This window comes from Sorangium sp. So ce117 (genome assembly GCF_051524395.1).
Taxonomy (GTDB): Bacteria; Myxococcota_A; Polyangia; order Polyangiales; family Polyangiaceae; genus Sorangium; species Sorangium cellulosum_B.
In genome coordinates, this window is the sequence record NZ_CP150309.1 from 2853279 (window position 1) to 2868050 (window position 14772).

General features: G+C 70.2%; 12 protein-coding genes. 8 read left to right on the forward strand and 4 right to left on the reverse strand.

What is annotated here, in order from left to right:
- Positions 1-106: 106 nt before the first annotated feature.
- A complete protein-coding gene (locus WMF46_RS10815) occupies positions 107-2074 on the forward strand; it encodes an RtcB family protein (protein WP_437985536.1) in 1968 nt (655 codons plus the stop codon).
- A 78-nt stretch (positions 2075-2152) separates the two neighbouring features.
- Here WMF46_RS10815 and WMF46_RS10820 read toward each other — a convergent pair whose 3' ends face one another.
- Entirely contained in the window at positions 2153-3817 is a 1665-nt protein-coding gene (locus tag WMF46_RS10820; protein WP_437985537.1) for a glycoside hydrolase family 43 protein, read from the reverse strand.
- A 592-nt stretch (positions 3818-4409) separates the two neighbouring features.
- Here WMF46_RS10820 and WMF46_RS10825 point away from each other — a divergent pair.
- The 3 genes from WMF46_RS10825 (at position 4410) to WMF46_RS10835 (ending at position 7187) form a co-directional block, all read left to right on the forward strand.
- Positions 4410-4829: a hypothetical protein gene (locus WMF46_RS10825; protein WP_437551716.1), complete on the forward strand. Its 420-nt coding sequence runs from the start codon at positions 4410-4412 to the stop codon at positions 4827-4829.
- A 450-nt stretch (positions 4830-5279) separates the two neighbouring features.
- Positions 5280-5657: a hypothetical protein gene (locus WMF46_RS10830; protein ID WP_437985538.1), complete on the forward strand. Its 378-nt coding sequence runs from the start codon at positions 5280-5282 to the stop codon at positions 5655-5657.
- 477 nt (positions 5658-6134) lie between these two features.
- On the forward strand, positions 6135-7187 hold the full coding sequence (locus tag WMF46_RS10835) for a LacI family DNA-binding transcriptional regulator (protein ID WP_437985539.1): 1053 nt from the start codon (positions 6135-6137) through the stop codon (positions 7185-7187).
- A gap of 234 nt (positions 7188-7421) precedes the next feature.
- Here the strand turns inward: WMF46_RS10835 and WMF46_RS10840 are convergent, their stop codons facing one another.
- Positions 7422-8045 carry an RNA 2'-phosphotransferase gene (locus WMF46_RS10840; protein WP_437985540.1) on the reverse strand — a complete coding sequence of 208 codons (624 nt, stop codon included), beginning with the start codon at positions 8043-8045 and terminating at the stop codon, positions 7422-7424.
- A gap of 201 nt (positions 8046-8246) precedes the next feature.
- Here WMF46_RS10840 and WMF46_RS10845 point away from each other — a divergent pair, with 201 nt between their 5' ends.
- On the forward strand, positions 8247-9185 hold the full coding sequence (locus WMF46_RS10845; protein ID WP_437985541.1) for a LysR family transcriptional regulator: 939 nt from the start codon (positions 8247-8249) through the stop codon (positions 9183-9185).
- A gap of 69 nt (positions 9186-9254) precedes the next feature.
- On the opposite strand, the gene WMF46_RS10850 is transcribed toward WMF46_RS10845, so the two are convergent.
- Positions 9255-9596, reverse strand: coding sequence for a hypothetical protein (locus tag WMF46_RS10850; protein WP_437985542.1), 342 nt, complete (start codon positions 9594-9596; stop codon positions 9255-9257).
- Between the two features lie 598 nt (positions 9597-10194).
- Between WMF46_RS10850 and WMF46_RS10855 the strand changes: the two genes are divergently transcribed.
- The gene (locus tag WMF46_RS10855) at positions 10195-11712 is read left to right on the forward strand and encodes a hypothetical protein (RefSeq protein ID WP_437985543.1); all 1518 of its coding nucleotides are present in this window, start codon (positions 10195-10197) and stop codon (positions 11710-11712) included.
- A gap of 88 nt (positions 11713-11800) precedes the next feature.
- Here the strand turns inward: WMF46_RS10855 and WMF46_RS10860 are convergent, their stop codons facing one another.
- Entirely contained in the window at positions 11801-12343 is a 543-nt protein-coding gene (locus tag WMF46_RS10860; protein WP_437985544.1) for a DinB family protein, read from the reverse strand.
- A 287-nt stretch (positions 12344-12630) separates the two neighbouring features.
- On the opposite strand from WMF46_RS10860, the gene WMF46_RS10865 reads away from it, so the two are divergent.
- Both WMF46_RS10865 and WMF46_RS10870 read left to right on the forward strand, forming a co-directional pair.
- Complete coding sequence (locus tag WMF46_RS10865; protein WP_437985545.1) at positions 12631-13434, forward strand: class I SAM-dependent methyltransferase; 804 nt, start codon at positions 12631-12633, stop codon at positions 13432-13434.
- Between the two features lie 301 nt (positions 13435-13735).
- Positions 13736-14719: an aldo/keto reductase gene (locus tag WMF46_RS10870; RefSeq protein ID WP_437985546.1), complete on the forward strand. Its 984-nt coding sequence runs from the start codon at positions 13736-13738 to the stop codon at positions 14717-14719.
- The last annotated feature ends 53 nt before the right edge of the window (positions 14720-14772 follow it).

The window sequence follows — 14772 nt, forward strand, 5'->3', positions numbered from 1 at the left end:
CCATTCGACCGATCATGGCTTTGAGCCTCCACGCGTCCGGCGAGGCGCGACGCGCGCCTCCGCGGCTGGACATGAGGCAGATGTAGCGATTGGCCTCAGGGGCGGCTTGGTCGCGCCGGCCAGCAAGTTGGTCGAATCGGCCACTTCCATCGGCGATTCCGGGTTTGTTCGCGTGCAACGCCTCCTGATCGCCTGGCGCGCGCTGGAGCTCGCGCTCGTCCTCGGGCGCGAGCGCGAGATAGCCGAGCTCATCGTCGCCCGCTTCCTCGAGCCGGAGCCACCGCTCCTCCAGGGCACCCACATCCGCGTCCCCCTCCGCATGGGAGCCGTCTGCGCCCGCGCCAGCCGGCCGGCGCCGCTTGACGACCGGCGCTCCTGGTTTATAGTGAGCCCCGCTGCTGCGGTGTGCGATCCCCTCGTTCGCGCACCGGGTCCAAATCGGGGGAGAGTGAGCCGCGGCCCGTCGCGTGATCGCGCCGGCCGCGTGCGTCTTCGTGGATTGGACAGCAGCATGGTTGGCAAATTGCATCTCGATGCGGTGGTGCGTCGCCTGGATGGCGCGACGGCCCGCATCGACAATCCGTTCGATATTCCGATCACCCTCGTGGCCAGGGAGGATGTCGTCGTCGAGGCCGACGGCATCGAGGAGCTCCTCCGGTTCGCCTCGCTTGAAGGCACGCTCCGCGATCTTCATACCTGGGAAAAGGCCGGCAGGATTGCCCCGTTCTGGGGCGGCTCAGCCGGCGAGATCCGCTCCATCGTGCTCACGCCCGACTTTCACAAGGGCGCGGGCATCCCCGTGGGCACCGTCGTGGATGCCCGCGGGTTCGTGGTGCCGCAGGCCGTCGGCAACGACGTCTGTTGCGGCATGCGCCTGCTCGCGACGGACGTGGACCGGGACGAGCTCGCGCCGCACATCGGCGCCCTGAAGCAGCGGCTCCGCGCGATCTTCTTCCAGGGCCAGCGCGATATCCCCATGTCGCCGCGCCAGCGCGCGGCGATGCTCCGTGATGGCCTGTCCGGGCTGCACGATACGGCGGCGGACAACGCCCGCACCGGCCTGTGGGCCCACTACGATCCTCGCGCCCAGCGCGCGGATCTCGATCGCGTGCACTTCCACGGCGGGCTCCCCGCGCGTGGGACGTTCGCGTTCGACGCGTACATCCAGGCGTCGGGCCGGGCGGACGGGCGTGACATCCAGATCGGCACGGTCGGCGGCGGCAACCATTTCGTCGAGATACAGGCCGTCGACGAGCTGGTCGACGGCGCGACGGCGCGCTCGTTCGGGCTCTCGAAGAACGCCGTCACGATCATGGCCCATGCGGGCTCCGTCGGGCTCGGGCACGCGGTCGGCGGCTATTTCAACGAGCGCGCCCGCGCGCTGTACCCCGCGGGGGTGCCCCATCCGGCGCACGGCTTCTATGTGCTGCCGGCGGTGGGCCCCCACGCCCACGAGGCCTCCGTCTACCTCGACGCGATGCGGAACGCGGCGAACTTCGCGTTCGCGAACCGCCTCTTCCTGGGCCTCATGGTGGTGCGCGCGATGCGGGAGGTCCTTGGCCGCGAGGTCGCGAGCACGCTCGTGTACGATGCGCCGCACAACCTCATCTGGGAGCCCGACGGGGCCGAGCCACGCTACCTGCACCGCAAGGGCGCGACGCCCGCCGGGGGACCCGATGGCGAGGGCGGAGCGTTCTCGTACACGGGTGACCCGGTGATCATCCCCGGCTCGATGGGCGACTCGAGCTGGGTGCTGGCGGGCGCAGGGCACGCGGCGCTGCTCGCGAGCGCGTGCCACGGCGCGGGCCGCAGCCTCACGCGCGGCCGCTCCGCGCACACCGACGAGGACGTCTACCGGCGCGCGGTCGAGAAGCTGCACGTCGTGACGCCGCTCGACCCCGACGCGCCCCACGTGCGGCGGCGGCGCGACATCCTCGCGAAGTACCACCAGCGGATGAAGGAGGAGGCGCCGTATGCCTACAAGCCCATCACGCCGGTGGTGCGCTCCGTCGAGGAGGCGGGGATCGCGCGGCGCGTGGCGCGGCTCTGGCCGCTCGTCACGGTCAAGGGATGAGGGCACGAGCCGGACGACCGCTCCGCCCGCGAGCGGGCGCCTGAGGGGCGCCCGCTCCTGGTTCCACCCGGCGAGCGCCTACCGGCGCCGACGCCCAAGAACGAGCGCAGAAGCGGCCAACCAGAGAGCGGCGGCGAGTCCGCCGCCCCCGGTGCTCGCGCCCGTCCGGCAAGCGCACGAGCCGTCTGAGTCGTCGCCGGCCGCGTCGTTCCCACCGGTGGGTCCGGCGCTGCCGCTGCTGCCCGCGACGGCGGAGCCGGTCGTTCCGCCGGTGCCTGCGGCGACCGCGCCGCCGCTGGCCGAGGTCGTGCCCCCGGCGGCGGCGCTGCCACCGGTGCCCGAGGTCGCGCCCCCGGCGCCGGCGCTGGCATCGTTGCCGCCCGTTCCCGGGTCCGTGCCGCCAGCACCGCCTCCGCCTCCGTCTCCCCCGTCACCCGGCATGGTGGGTCCGGTAAACCGCCACCAGTTGAACTTGAAGAGGTCGCCGCCGCCACCGACGAACTTCAGGAACAGGTCGTGTTTCCCGCTGCCCCCGCTGACCGCGCAGGTCTTGGTGGTCCAGGCCGACGCGCCCGAGACGTCGCACGTCCCGAGGAGCGTGCCGTTCTGACTGTCGAGGTGGAGCTCGATCTTCGCGTCGCCGGCTGCGGACGACACGCGCGCCTCGAAAGAGGTCACGCCGTCCAGGAAATCGACGTCCTTCACCTTGATGTAGTCGCCATTGCTGATGGACGTTACGTTCATGCCGGCGCCGGTGTCGGTGCACACCTCGGTCTTGAGCCCGGACGAGAAGGCGATGGTCTCGGCCTCGACTTGCTTGAACGGATCCAGCGTGTCGACGGCGGACGGTCCGTTCGTGGACATCATGATCTTCGGAATGCTGCCGTCGGCGCCGTAGGTGAACTCCTCCACGCAGACCGAGCGCTTGAAGTCACTGCCGCCCGGCAATGCGCTGTTGTGATAGAAGAAGTACGAGTGCCCCTTGTAGTCGACGATGCCGGAGTGGTTGGTGTAGGTCCGGCCAGCGCCCATGATGTCGCCGCGGACGGTCCAGGGCCCGGTCGGGCTGTTGCTGGTCGCGTAGCTGATCTTCTCGGTCCCGGCGATGGCGGCGTAGACGAGGTAGTACAGCGACCCTCGCTTGTGGAGCCACGGCCCCTCGGTGAAGCCGTTCAACGGCACCTCGGTGATGCTTCCCGAGGTGCTGATCATGTCCGAGTTCAGCTTCACGTGCCGGAGCTTGGCATTCCCCCAGTACATGTGGGCCTGTCCATCGTCGTCGACGAACACCGTCGGGTCGATGTTGCCGCCTCCGGGCGCCACGGCCAGCTCCTTTCCCAGCGGGTCCATGAACGGGCCTGCCACATTGTCCGATACGCCAACGCCGATCTTCGCGCCGCTGTTGTTGTTCAGCGGCACGTACAGATAGTACTTGCCGTTCCTGGCGATACCCTGCGGCGCCCACGCATTGTCGGTTCCCCACTTGAAGCTCTTGTAGCCCGCCACCGAGCCGTGGTCCCTCCAGTTGACCATGTCCGTGGTGGAGTACAACCTCCAGTCGTTCATGGTGTAGAAGTTGTTCACCGTGACGTCCTCGTCGTGGGACGTGTAGAGGTACAACCTGCCTTCGTGCACCATGGGCGCGGGGTCGGCCGTGTAGAAGGTCTGTACGATCGGGTTGTCCGCCCGAGCGGGGGAGGGGATCGCGGCGACGAGGCCCAGCGCCATCGCCGACAGCGTCATTCTTCTTGCTCGGTAGAACGTTGTATTTAAGCGCACGTTGAATCCTCTCGCGAGCGAATTGCCGGCGCCCCGCACCCCTGGTGCTGACTCGACGGAGGCGCCATCAATGAGAGGATGGCCCGCGCAAAGGCACGCAGGACGACCCCCCCAGGGCAAAGAACAAGTATACCCTTTCGAAATGTGAACGATCACATTCCTGGTGTCAAACCCAATCGACCGGCCCGGGCGGCATCCTCGATCCCGAAGGGAGGACAGCGCTGGCGGGCTCATCCGGCGCGCCGCGTCACGGGGGCCGGCGGGCGCCGGACCGCGGTGATCGCAGGCTCGATGCGCTCGATGCCGACCTGCGCACGGACGGCTGGCGCTCGATGGCGGACTGCGCACGGACGGCCGGCGCTCGATGGCGGACTGCACACGGACGGCCGGCGCCCTGGGTATCGCCTCTTGTGCGCGACGACTCGAGCGCGCGCTCCGGCCAAGCGCTCGCCCCATCATCGGCCGATTTGGATTGACGTTGTCGATGTGAACGATCACATTTCGAGCTGCGATGGGGTTGTCGAGCTTGCCCTTTCACCGGATCAGGAGACGCCAGATGTCGATAAGCAGGAAGCTGATGGGGGCCATGATCATGAGCGTCGGCATCGGCTCTGCCGGCGGTTTTGCGGGCGCAGCGTGGGCCGCGGGCGAGAAGGCGGATGTCCCCGCGTCCGTCGCCGAGGGGAAGGATTTCGGCTGCGGCGCAAAAGGACAGAAGGCCTGTCCGATGCAGGGCTGGATGAAGACGGTGATGCAGTCGGCGACCACGAGCGGAGACGGCGCGAAGATCGCGTCGGCGCTGGACTATGTGGCGTCGAAGCCGCCGCCCGGGATGTCGAAGTGGGTCGCGATATCGAAGGAGGGCGCGGAGAAGGCCAAGAAGGGCGATATCGACGGCGCCAAGGCGAGCTGCAAGGTCTGCCATGATCTGTACAAGGCGGAGTACAAGGCGAAGCTCCGTGACGCCGCCTTCTGAGGCGCCGCGCTCTGCTCTCGCCTTTGTCGAGCGACAGCAACACTGGCTCTCCCGCGATCTTGCACCCTGAGCCAGCGCTCGAACGCGCGCAGCACGAGGCGGGCACGCTCGTGCTGACCCTCCGAAGCTCGCGGTCCTTCAAACAACGCGCATGCCGCGGGGCCTGAGCTCGCGACCGCAGCCCGGGACCGGCGGAGCGCCCGTGATGCGCAACCATGCGCGAAAGTGAGCGAGGTTTCGCTCAACTACGCGCGCAGGTGAGCGAGGTTTCGCTCAACATGCCCACGCGCACCTCCGAGGGCTGTCGTATCGTTTCCACGAGGCACCGAAAGACCGGCAGGCGTCCGGCGGCCCCGGTCCACCGGGAATGGCCCGAAGAAGCGGGGGGTTGATGCGCGGGCACCGGCCTTGCTCTGAGGGAGCAGCGAACCTTCACGAGGAGCTGCTCAGATGAAGAACACCATTCGCGCCGCGCTCGCCATCCTGTCTCTTGCCTCCGGCCTCCTGGCCGGCTGCGTCGTGGCCCCCGACGAAACGACCACTCCGGATGAGACGGCCGCCGTGACAGAGGCGCTCGTGAACAACGGAGGCGGCGCTGGTTCGCTCGGTTGGTGGTGCGGCGACGACGGAACCTGCACGTGCGAGGGTGGAACGCTGTCGTCAGACTGCTGGGGGCTCTCTCAGTACTGCATCGACAGGTTCGAGTGTCGCATCAATCCGCCGTACCTGTGCTATTGCCACTGGAAGCTCGTGCGGCAACACCCTGGCGTCAAGGCGACGACCGGGATAGTCGGGAGCGGGACAGTCGGGGCGGCGATCAGTCCGTGAGTCCCCGCGCGGTGGCATCGCTCGCCTGGGCGGGCTCGGATGCGCTCACGCGGTCTGCGTGGCCGGCGCCATCCACGGGCTGGCAGCCCGCCGCCACCGTGAAGCGGTTCATCGACAAGATCACCTCCGAGACGAGCTGTCTGGCGACACCTGACGAAGCTCGGCGGGCGTGGTCGTGGCGCAGCGGCGCGCGCGAAAGGCAGGTGCGAGTCGGGTCGCCGACGCGTGCGGGGGCTGATCGTGTCCGGCTCGAGGCGAGCGGCGCGACCACCGGCGGCTGACGACCCACTCAGGGCAAAGCCGGAGGACGAGGCTTGACCGGGGGCGTTCACGCCGATCCGCCCCTCCGCCGCCGAGATCGGGCCCGGCCAATGGCGAGGCGCCGCGCGAGCGGCGCATCAAGAGAGGCGGGCGCCGGCGCGCGGTCGTGGTGGATGTCGATACCATTCCCCCCGCGCCCGACTAAGCTTGGCCCCGATGGACGAAAACTCTCCTCCCGAGCGGCGCGTCAAGAGAGGCGGGCGCCGGGCCGCGGTCATGGTCGACGTGGCCAAGCTCGCCGGCGTCTCGTACCAGACGGTCTCTCGGGTCCTGCACGACAGCCCCAACGTGCACCGGGACACGCGGGAGCGCGTGCTCGACGCGATCCGCCAGCTCGACTACCGCCCGAGCTCCGTGGCGCAGGCGCTCGTCACCGGGCGCTCGCGGACGTTCGGTGTGGTCAGCTTCAACACGACGCACTACGGCCCGGCGTCGACGCTCCACGGGCTCGAGACGGCGGCGCACGATGCCGGGTACGGCGTCAGCGTCGTCAGCCTGAAATCGCTCAGCCGCGCGCCGGTGGTGGATGCGGTGAAGGGGCTGTGCGATCAGGGTGTCGACGGCATCATGGTCGTCGCCCCGCTGCGGTCGGCGGTGGACGCGCTCCGCCACGTCACCTCCGACGTGCCGGTGGTCGCCGTCGAGGGGGGGCCGGACGATTCGGTCCCGGTGGTCGCCGTCGACCAGCACGGCGGCGCGACGGCCGCGACGCGCCATCTCCTCGACCTGGGTCACCGGACGGTGTGGCACATCGCCGGTTCGATCGAATCGCTCGAGGCCGAGCAGCGCATCGACGGCTGGCGTTCGACGCTGGAGGCCGCGGGCGTCGAGCCGCCGCCTCTCCTGCGCGGCGACTGGAGCGCACGCTCGGGCTACGAGCTCGCCCCGCAGCTGGCGCGCACGCCAGGCGCCACCGCCCTGTTCGTGGCCAACGACCAGATGGCGCTGGGCGTGCTCCGCTACCTCCACGAGATCGGACGCGCGGTGCCGCGGGACATCAGCATCGTCGGCTTCGACGACATCCCGGAGGCGGCCTACTTCACGCCTCCGCTCACCACCGTCCGCCAGGACTTCTCCGAGCTGGGGCGCAGGTGCCTCCACTTGCTGCTCGGGCAGATCGAGAGCGGCCGCCGCTCCTGCTCGCGCGTCGTTGTCGAGGCCGAGCTGGTCTTGCGCAAGAGCACCGCCGCCGTCGCCCGGAGCCGATGAGCGCTCCAGCCTGCCAGCTTCGTCTGCGCGCATCCCCTCACGGATCAGAAGCCCGCAATCGATCCGATGAGACAGTGGATATCCACCGCAGCGATGAGGCGCTTGTCCTCGTCGGGGTATAGAGGGCTTTGGGCCTTGTCGTTGTCCGCCTTGGGAACCCATCCACGTGGCAACGGATTGCTGGCGATGATCCGCGCGGGACAGGTCGCGAGCGCGAGTATCCGGTGAAGGCCATCACGCCGCCCCGCGCGACCCGTCGCCGAAGAGCATCGCCCGCAGCGCCTCGGCCTCCCGCTGCGCCCGCGCCACGATGGGCATCAGCCCAACGAGGCACTCGACAGGCACCTCCCGCACCAGGATCACCCCGTTCTGGCTGCGGAACACGCGCACGCCGCGCGCCCGGAGCCTCGCCGGGCTGATCTCGAGCATCACGTCGACCTTCGCGCGCTTGCCCACCGCGCTGCTCAGCGCGTCGGTGCAGTGGACGTGCGTGCGCGCCACCGGCCGGATCCCGTCGCGCGCGATGCCCCTCACGGCGTCCACGCTGGTGCCGTGCCAGATCGACGCGTCGCCGTGGACCTCCTCCCACGACGCCTCGAGGCCCGCGAGCGTTACCGGCATCCCGTCGCGCGAGTGCCCTTGCGAGGCGCGCACCCGGTCGCCGCGGATCTCGAGGCGGTTCTTCGTGTTCTTCTCCACCACCTCGTCGAGCACCGGCCGGGAGATCCGGAGCGCCTTGAGGACGTCGTCCACGGCCACCCAGCCGGCGTCGTCCATGGCGACGCCCTGCGAGGGCGCCGCGTGGCGGAGCAGCCAGGAGAGCTTCTTGCTCGTGTCGGTCAAGCGATCGCGGCCCATCGTCAAGCTCCATTCTCGTCTCGTGAACCGGAGCCGCGGTCCGCGATCCGCGCGGGCACGCAGAGGCCTCCGGAAGGTCCCTGGGCGGGACCGGGACCGAAACCGTGAAGGGAATCGGTACGAGGAAAGAATAGACGCCCGGGTATCATCCGGAAGAAGTATTTCTGGAGCTGCTATCGCGTTTCGCGATAGCTTTCCGCCATGCTCAACCTCGACTGGCTCGCCGCCTTCGTGGTCTTCACCGAGCACCTCAACTTCACGCGCGCGGCGCGGGCGCTGCACGTCTCGCAGCCGGCGCTCCACGCCCAGATCGGCAAGCTGGGCGAGGCGCTCGGCGTCACGCTCTACAAGCGGCGCGGGCAGCGGCTGGAGCTCACGGCCGACGGCAAGCGCGTCGCCGCGTTCGGGCGCGAGGTCGGCGAGCGGACGCGCTCGTTCCTCGACGTGCTCCGCCACGGCGAGAGCCGGGAACCGGTGGTGCTCTGCGCCGGGGAGGGCTCGTACCTCTACCTGCTCGGCGAGGGGATCCGCGCCTTCTCCGCGCGCGCCGCCGCCCCGCTCCGGCTGCTCACGCGCGACCGCGAGGGCACGCTCGAGGCCGTCGCGGCGGGCGAGGCGCACCTCGGCGTCGCGCCGCTCGAGGGGGCGCCGGACGGGCTCGCCGCCGATCGCCTCACCGAGGTGGCGCAGGTCCTGGTCGTCCCCGACGGCCACCCGCTCGCCCGGAAGCGCCACATCCGGCTGCGCGACCTCGAGGGGGCGCGGCTGGTCGTCCCCGGCCCGTCGCGGCCCCACCGGGCCCTGCTCGCGCAGGCGCTGCTCTCGGCCGGTGTCCGCTGGGAGCCGGCGGTCGAGGCGAACGGCTGGGAGCTGATGCTCCACTTCGTCCAGCTCGGCGTCGGCATCGCGGTGGTCAACGCCTGCTGCCGCCTCCCCCGCGGCCTCGTCGCGCGCCCGCTGCCCGAGCTGCCGCACAAGGTCTTCTATCTCGTCCGCCGGCGCGGCGGCGAGCTCCAGGGCGCGGCCGCGGAGCTCCGGGGCGCGCTGCTCGCGCACGCCGCGGCGTGGCAGACAAACCATGCATTGGGCGCGTCGAGCGCGCCCGACGTCGCCCCGACGGTGCCCGCGCGCCGGCGCTGAGCCCCGCCATCGCTCTTCCTGCCGCCTGCGGTGCTCTGCCGGTCTCCTCCCGGGCTCTGGCTTCCGGGCTCAGGCCGCCTTTCTCGACTTCTGCTTGCCCTGCTTCGCCTTCTTGCCGCCGACGTCGTCCGGGCGGCTCACCAGCTTGGAGAAGTTGCTCGGCTGCCCGTCCGCCGTCTTCTCCTGGTACACGAAGGCGAGGTTCGACTCCTCGAACTTGTCGAAGAAGTCCTCCCACGAGATCTCCTCCAGGGTGTCTTCCCCGCTGTACCCGGGGAAATCGATGCGGAGGATGCCAGGCTCACCGCCCTCCTCGGTGCTCTTCACCGTCGCCGGGCGGCCTCCGCGCGATTCGGCCCACTGGCGGATCTCCTCATGAACGATGGTCGTCTTTGATGAGCTGGCCGACATGGTCTTCCCTCCTGTGCTCGTGCATCGATGGCGCGGGGAACGGCAATCTGCATGCCAGAGGCCGATGAGAAGATCCGGGCACGCGATGGCCGACCTCGGCCATACCGCGGCTCCCTGGACCGAGCGCGGCGCGCCGCGGAGCCCGTCGCGCTGTCGAACCACCGTGCCGTCGTGCATGCGGCGCGTCGAGGTCACCAGGCCGAGACCGTGGTGAAAGCAGGGGAGCTCTGCTGTGTTCGAGGATGGGCTCGGCGATGCAATTTGCCCCGCCTGCGGCGAAATGCGGCCGGCTGGCGCAGGTCCTCGTCGATGATCGCGTTCCCCTGGATCCGTTTGAACTCGAAGCAGACAGGCCGACAGACTGCCTGCTTGAATGCTGACGGACAGACTGCCTGGCTGACAGAGACAGACCGACACGCGACGCGCGGCGCCCTCACGGAGGCATACGTGTACGCCATGAGGGCACCCCGGTGGCGCTCGCCACGGAACCAGGCGTCCCCAGTGTAGCTCGCGCTCGATGTAACCCACGTGGGCCGGGCCAACCCGGTTGGGCGGCCGAGAGATCGAGAGAGCACGTGTCGACGCGGGGGAGCCGGTCGTGCTACCTAGAATCGAGCGCCGCGATGCGCGCGCTGCCGAGGCCGAGGACGTGACCGCCGCGCACCATCTGCTCCTCCGGGTCGCTGTGATCGTCGTCGCCACGGCGACCGCCGCGACGGCGGACGCGCGCCCGACGCGCCCCGCGCCGGCCGCCCCGCAGGCTTACCCGCCGCGCCGTGCGCCGGCCGCCCCGCAGATCCACCCGCCGCGCCGTGCGCCGGCCCCCTCGCCGGGGCGCCCGCCGCGCCCTGCGCCGGCCGCCCCGCAGGCCCTCTTACCCGCGCCGGCCGCCCCGCAGGCGCCCCCGGCTTCGCCCGCCCCGCCGGCCCTGCCTTCCGCGGCTTCCCCCGAGCCCGCGGCCTGGCGCGCGCTCGTCGTGGGCGGTGGCCCGAGGCCGCCGATGAACCAGGTGGCCATCGAAGGGCACATCCGGTACTTCCAGTCGTTGCTCCCGGCCAGGGCGGAGCGGCGCGTCCTCTTCGCCGACGGGCGCCGGGGCACGCGGAGCGTGCAGTTCCTCGACGGCGACCAGACGCGCTACCGCGCGCCCAGGCTGCCGCGCATCGACGGGGCGACCACCCGCCCCGGGTTCGACGCGATCTGGCGCAGGTTCGTCCACGCGCGCCCCGCCGACCCGCTGCTGCTGTATTTCGCCGGCCATGGGAGCCCGGATCCCGGGCACGACCTCGACAACAACGTATTCGACCTCTGGGGCGGCGGAGCGCTGTCCGTGCGCGATCTCGCTGCCCGCATGAAGGAGCTGCCCGCCGGCACTCCCGTCGTCCTCGTCATGGCCCAGTGCTACTCCGGCTCGTTCGCGAACCTCCTCTTCGAGGGCGGCAGGCCCGACGGCGAGCTGGTCGAGCGCGACATCGTCGGCTTCTTCGCGGCGACCCGGGACCGCCCCGCGTCGGGCTGCACGCCCGAGATCGACGAGGCGGATTACACCGATTTCAGCAGCTTCTTCTTTGCAGCCCTCTCGGGCGTCGATCGCCTCGGGAAGCGCGTCGACGGCGCCGATTACGACCGGAACCAGCTCGTGGGGATGAACGAGGCGTTCGCGTACGCCCTCCTCCACCAGGAGACGGGCGATGTGCCGGTCGCGACGTCCGATGTGTTCCTGCGCCGCTTCGTCAACAAGCCCGATCACGAGACCATGGCGACGCCCTATTCCAGGGTCCTCTCGTGGTCGACCCCGGCGGAGCGGGCCGCGCTCGAGGGGCTCTCGGACGCGCTGGGCCTCCACGGAGAGCACCGCCTCCGGGCCGCCTACGATCGCGAGTTCGGGCCCCGGGCGGGCAGGAGAGACGTCGAGGACGTGGACTCGGCCCACCGCCTGCGGTTCATCCGGCTCGCCAAGAGCGTTGTGCTCGCGCGGACGCTGCGGCAGAGCGGCAGCCGCGCGCGCATCGAGCGCTTCGAGCGGCTGCGCGCCGCGGAGGCGCGCAATCCGCTCGTCGAGGTCAGGGCGGCGAGCCAGGCGCGACAGGACGGGCGGCGGCGCGCCGCCCGGTGATCCCGGGCTGGCCTCGCCCGCCTGCCCAAGGTGCTATCGGACCACCGGACAGCCGCGCTCGCCGCGGGGCGAGGCGCGCGAGCGCGTGTCATGACGCGCGGCTCTCGTCCCGCAGCATCGCGATCAGATCGGTCGCGCCAGGGTCGATCCCCATCTGTGTGAGCAGGGTGGTCACCTGACCGCGGTGATGGGTCTGATGATTGAAGAGGTGCCCCAGGGACCACCAGAGCGGAGAGGTGTAGACGGTCCCGCTCCGCGTGTACGTCAGGTCGCCCGCGAGCGCCCGGTCATCGATCTCGTGCACCCAGGCGAGGATATCCGCGTCCGTCCTGGCGCGCTCGCGGGAGAGATCGCCGAAGTCCGCGTAGAGCTCCTGCGAGAGCGCGGTGATCTCGATGGCCTTCCCGCTCGCATCACGGGAGGTGAACCGCTCCGCGCCGCCGGTGAAGCGCCCCATCCACGTGCGGTCGGCGAGCAGGATGTGGTTCAACGTGCCGTGGATCGACCGGAAGAAGGCCCCGCGATCGCGCTTGCGCTCCACGTCGTCGAGCTTGCCGACCAGCGCAAAGAGCTTGTCGTTCATCCACCGGTTGTAGCGAGCCAAGGCGCGGTACTGGTCGATCCAGCTCATGAGCGACTCCTCGTGGTTCGAGAGCAGGCGCGAACGCTACCACGCCCGCTCCCGACGGCGAAACCCGGCCAGCACCGCCGCCATCACCGCGGCGTCACGGCCGGCGCGCTACCCCCGGGACCGCGCGCCTCGGGCGCATCGCCGCCATCGCGCGCAGCCGTCGAGATCGCGCTTGCTCGGTCCGTTATGGCGGACTATTGTCCTCGATAACAGACGCGTGGTGCTCGGGGGAGACCCTCCATTCGGACCCGTCTTTCGCCGATCTCCACCTCCTCTCCCAAGGAGCCATGATGGTCAGCCTTTCGCTCGATTCAGCTGTCCTGGCCGAGACGTACGATCGCGTCAGCGATCGGCAGTTCAACCACGGAAAGCTGCTCATCGAAGATCTCCAGATTTCCCCGGGCGAGCGGGTCCTCGACGTCGGGTGTGGGACGGGCCGGCTCGGGGCCTACGTCGCCGATCGGGTCGGCCCCTCCGGCGCGGTGGCCGGCGTCGATCCGCTGCCGCTCCGGGTCGAGCTGGCGAACGAGAAGCGCCGGCCGAACTTCCGCGCCAGCGTCGGGCAGGCGGAGGATCTCACGCAGTTCGCCGCCGGGAGCTTCGATGTCGTGTTCCTGAACAGCGTGCTCCACTGGCTGCCCGAGAAGCTCGGCCCGCTGCGTGAGGCGCGCCGCGTCCTCAAGCGGGGAGGGCGCCTCGGCATCAGCTCGGCCGCCAGGGAGCGCCCGCACGAGTTCGAGCAGGTGATCCAGGGTGTGCTGTCGTCTCTCGGCCTGACCGGCACCGCGGAGACGCTCGGCAGCACGACCCACAAGGTGACCTCGGACGACCTGACGAGCACCCTCCTGCTCGCCGGCTTCGAGGATCCGAGGCTCCAGATTCGCTCCTTCACCGACCATTTCGCCGACACGGACGACGTGGTCGCGTTCTACCTGGCCAGCTCGTTTGGCAACTTCCTGTCCAACCTCGATCGAGCGGAGGCCGCGCGGGTCAAGGCGGCGCTCGCGGCCGAGCTCGAGCGCCGCCGCGCGCCGGAGGGGATCCGGCTGCAACGTCACCTGATCTTCGCCGTGGCGCGTGCGGAAGGCTGACCGGCCGCGCCGCGGAACACAACATCGAGGCGGGGCCACGCCCGCCCCGGGGGACGCCGGCCGTTGCGGGCTCCCGAGGTGCTCCTCCGGCACCACCGGAGCAGCAGGCGCTGCGCTCGGAGCAGCACGCACTGCCCCCGGAGCAGCAGCCGGAGCCGCCGTGATCGACGCGGCGGCGGGGGGCATCTCGGGGCGACTCGGGCACAGCCCCTGCAATGGGCATGGACCGACCGCGCCGCTGCCGCCCTGCTTTCCGGCTTTCGGACATCCTTCCCCATGCGGCGGCACGAGGAGCTCGCCCATGGAGTACACAAATCTCGGTTCGACTGGCCTCAAGGTCTCGCGGATCTGTCTCGGCGCCATGACCTTCGGCTCGCCCAAATGGCGGGATTGGGTGCTCGACGAGGCGGCGAGCCGCCCGCTCATCAAGCGAGCGCTGGACCTCGGTATCAACTTCTTCGACACGGCCGACGTCTACTCGCTCGGCGAGAGCGAGTCGGTGCTGGGCCGCGCGCTCAAGGATCTCGGCCCCTCGCGCGACAGGCTGGTGATCGCGACCAAGGTCAACGGCCCCATGGGCGACGACCCGAACCAGCGCGGGCTCTCGCGCAAGCACATCAGGCACTCCATCGACGACAGCCTTCGCCGGCTCGGCACCGATTACGTCGACCTCTATCAGATCCACCGCTTCGATCCGAACACCCCGATCGAGGAGACGCTCGACGCGCTGAACGAGGTCGTCAAGGCGGGCAAGGCGCTCTACCTCGGCGCCTCGTCCATGTTCGCGTGGCAGTTCGCGAAGACGCTCCACGCCTCGGACAGGCTGGGCCTCCACCGGTTCGTGGCCATGCAGAACCATTACAACCTCGTTTACCGGGAGGAGGAGCGCGAGGTGATCCCGCTCTGCAGGTCCGAGGGCATCGGGGTCATCCCGTGGAGCCCGCTCGCGCGCGGGTTCCTGGCGGGCAACCGGGGCAAGGACGGGAAGGGGGAGACGGTCCGCTCGAAGAGCGATGAATTCGCGCAGCGGCTGTATTTCCAGGACTCCGACTTCACCGTCGTCGAGAAGGTGACCGAGATCGCCGCGAGGCGCGGCGTCCCGAACGCGCAGGTGGCGCTCGCGTGGCTGCTCCAGCAGCCCGGGGTGACCGCGCCGATCGTCGGAGCGACCAAGCTGTCGCACGTCAACGACGCGGCCAAGGCGGTGGAGCTCAAGCTCGACGCGGAGGAGCTGCGCGCGCTCGCCGAGCCGTACCGGCCGCACGCGGTGCTCGGTCACAGCTGAGCGCCCTGGAGCCTCCGCCTATCTTCCGGCGAAGGCCAGGGCCTGCCTGCCAG

Excerpts from the sequence above, each read along its gene's own strand:
- WMF46_RS10830 (WP_437985538.1), top strand. The coding sequence starts at position 5,280 with ATGAAGAACACCATTCGCGCCGCGCTCGCCATCCTGTCTCTTGCCTCC.
- WMF46_RS10850 (WP_437985542.1), bottom strand. The coding sequence starts at position 9,596 with ATGTCGGCCAGCTCATCAAAGACGACCATCGTTCATGAGGAGATCCGC.
- WMF46_RS10835 (WP_437985539.1), top strand. The coding sequence starts at position 6,135 with ATGGACGAAAACTCTCCTCCCGAGCGGCGCGTCAAGAGAGGCGGGCGC.
- WMF46_RS10820 (WP_437985537.1), bottom strand. The coding sequence starts at position 3,817 with ATGACGCTGTCGGCGATGGCGCTGGGCCTCGTCGCCGCGATCCCCTCC.
- WMF46_RS10870 (WP_437985546.1), top strand. The coding sequence starts at position 13,736 with ATGGAGTACACAAATCTCGGTTCGACTGGCCTCAAGGTCTCGCGGATC.
- WMF46_RS10825 (WP_437551716.1), top strand. The coding sequence starts at position 4,410 with ATGTCGATAAGCAGGAAGCTGATGGGGGCCATGATCATGAGCGTCGGC.
- WMF46_RS10840 (WP_437985540.1), bottom strand. The coding sequence starts at position 8,045 with ATGGGCCGCGATCGCTTGACCGACACGAGCAAGAAGCTCTCCTGGCTG.
- WMF46_RS10845 (WP_437985541.1), top strand. The coding sequence starts at position 8,247 with ATGCTCAACCTCGACTGGCTCGCCGCCTTCGTGGTCTTCACCGAGCAC.
- WMF46_RS10865 (WP_437985545.1), top strand. The coding sequence starts at position 12,631 with ATGATGGTCAGCCTTTCGCTCGATTCAGCTGTCCTGGCCGAGACGTAC.
- WMF46_RS10860 (WP_437985544.1), bottom strand. The coding sequence starts at position 12,343 with ATGAGCTGGATCGACCAGTACCGCGCCTTGGCTCGCTACAACCGGTGG.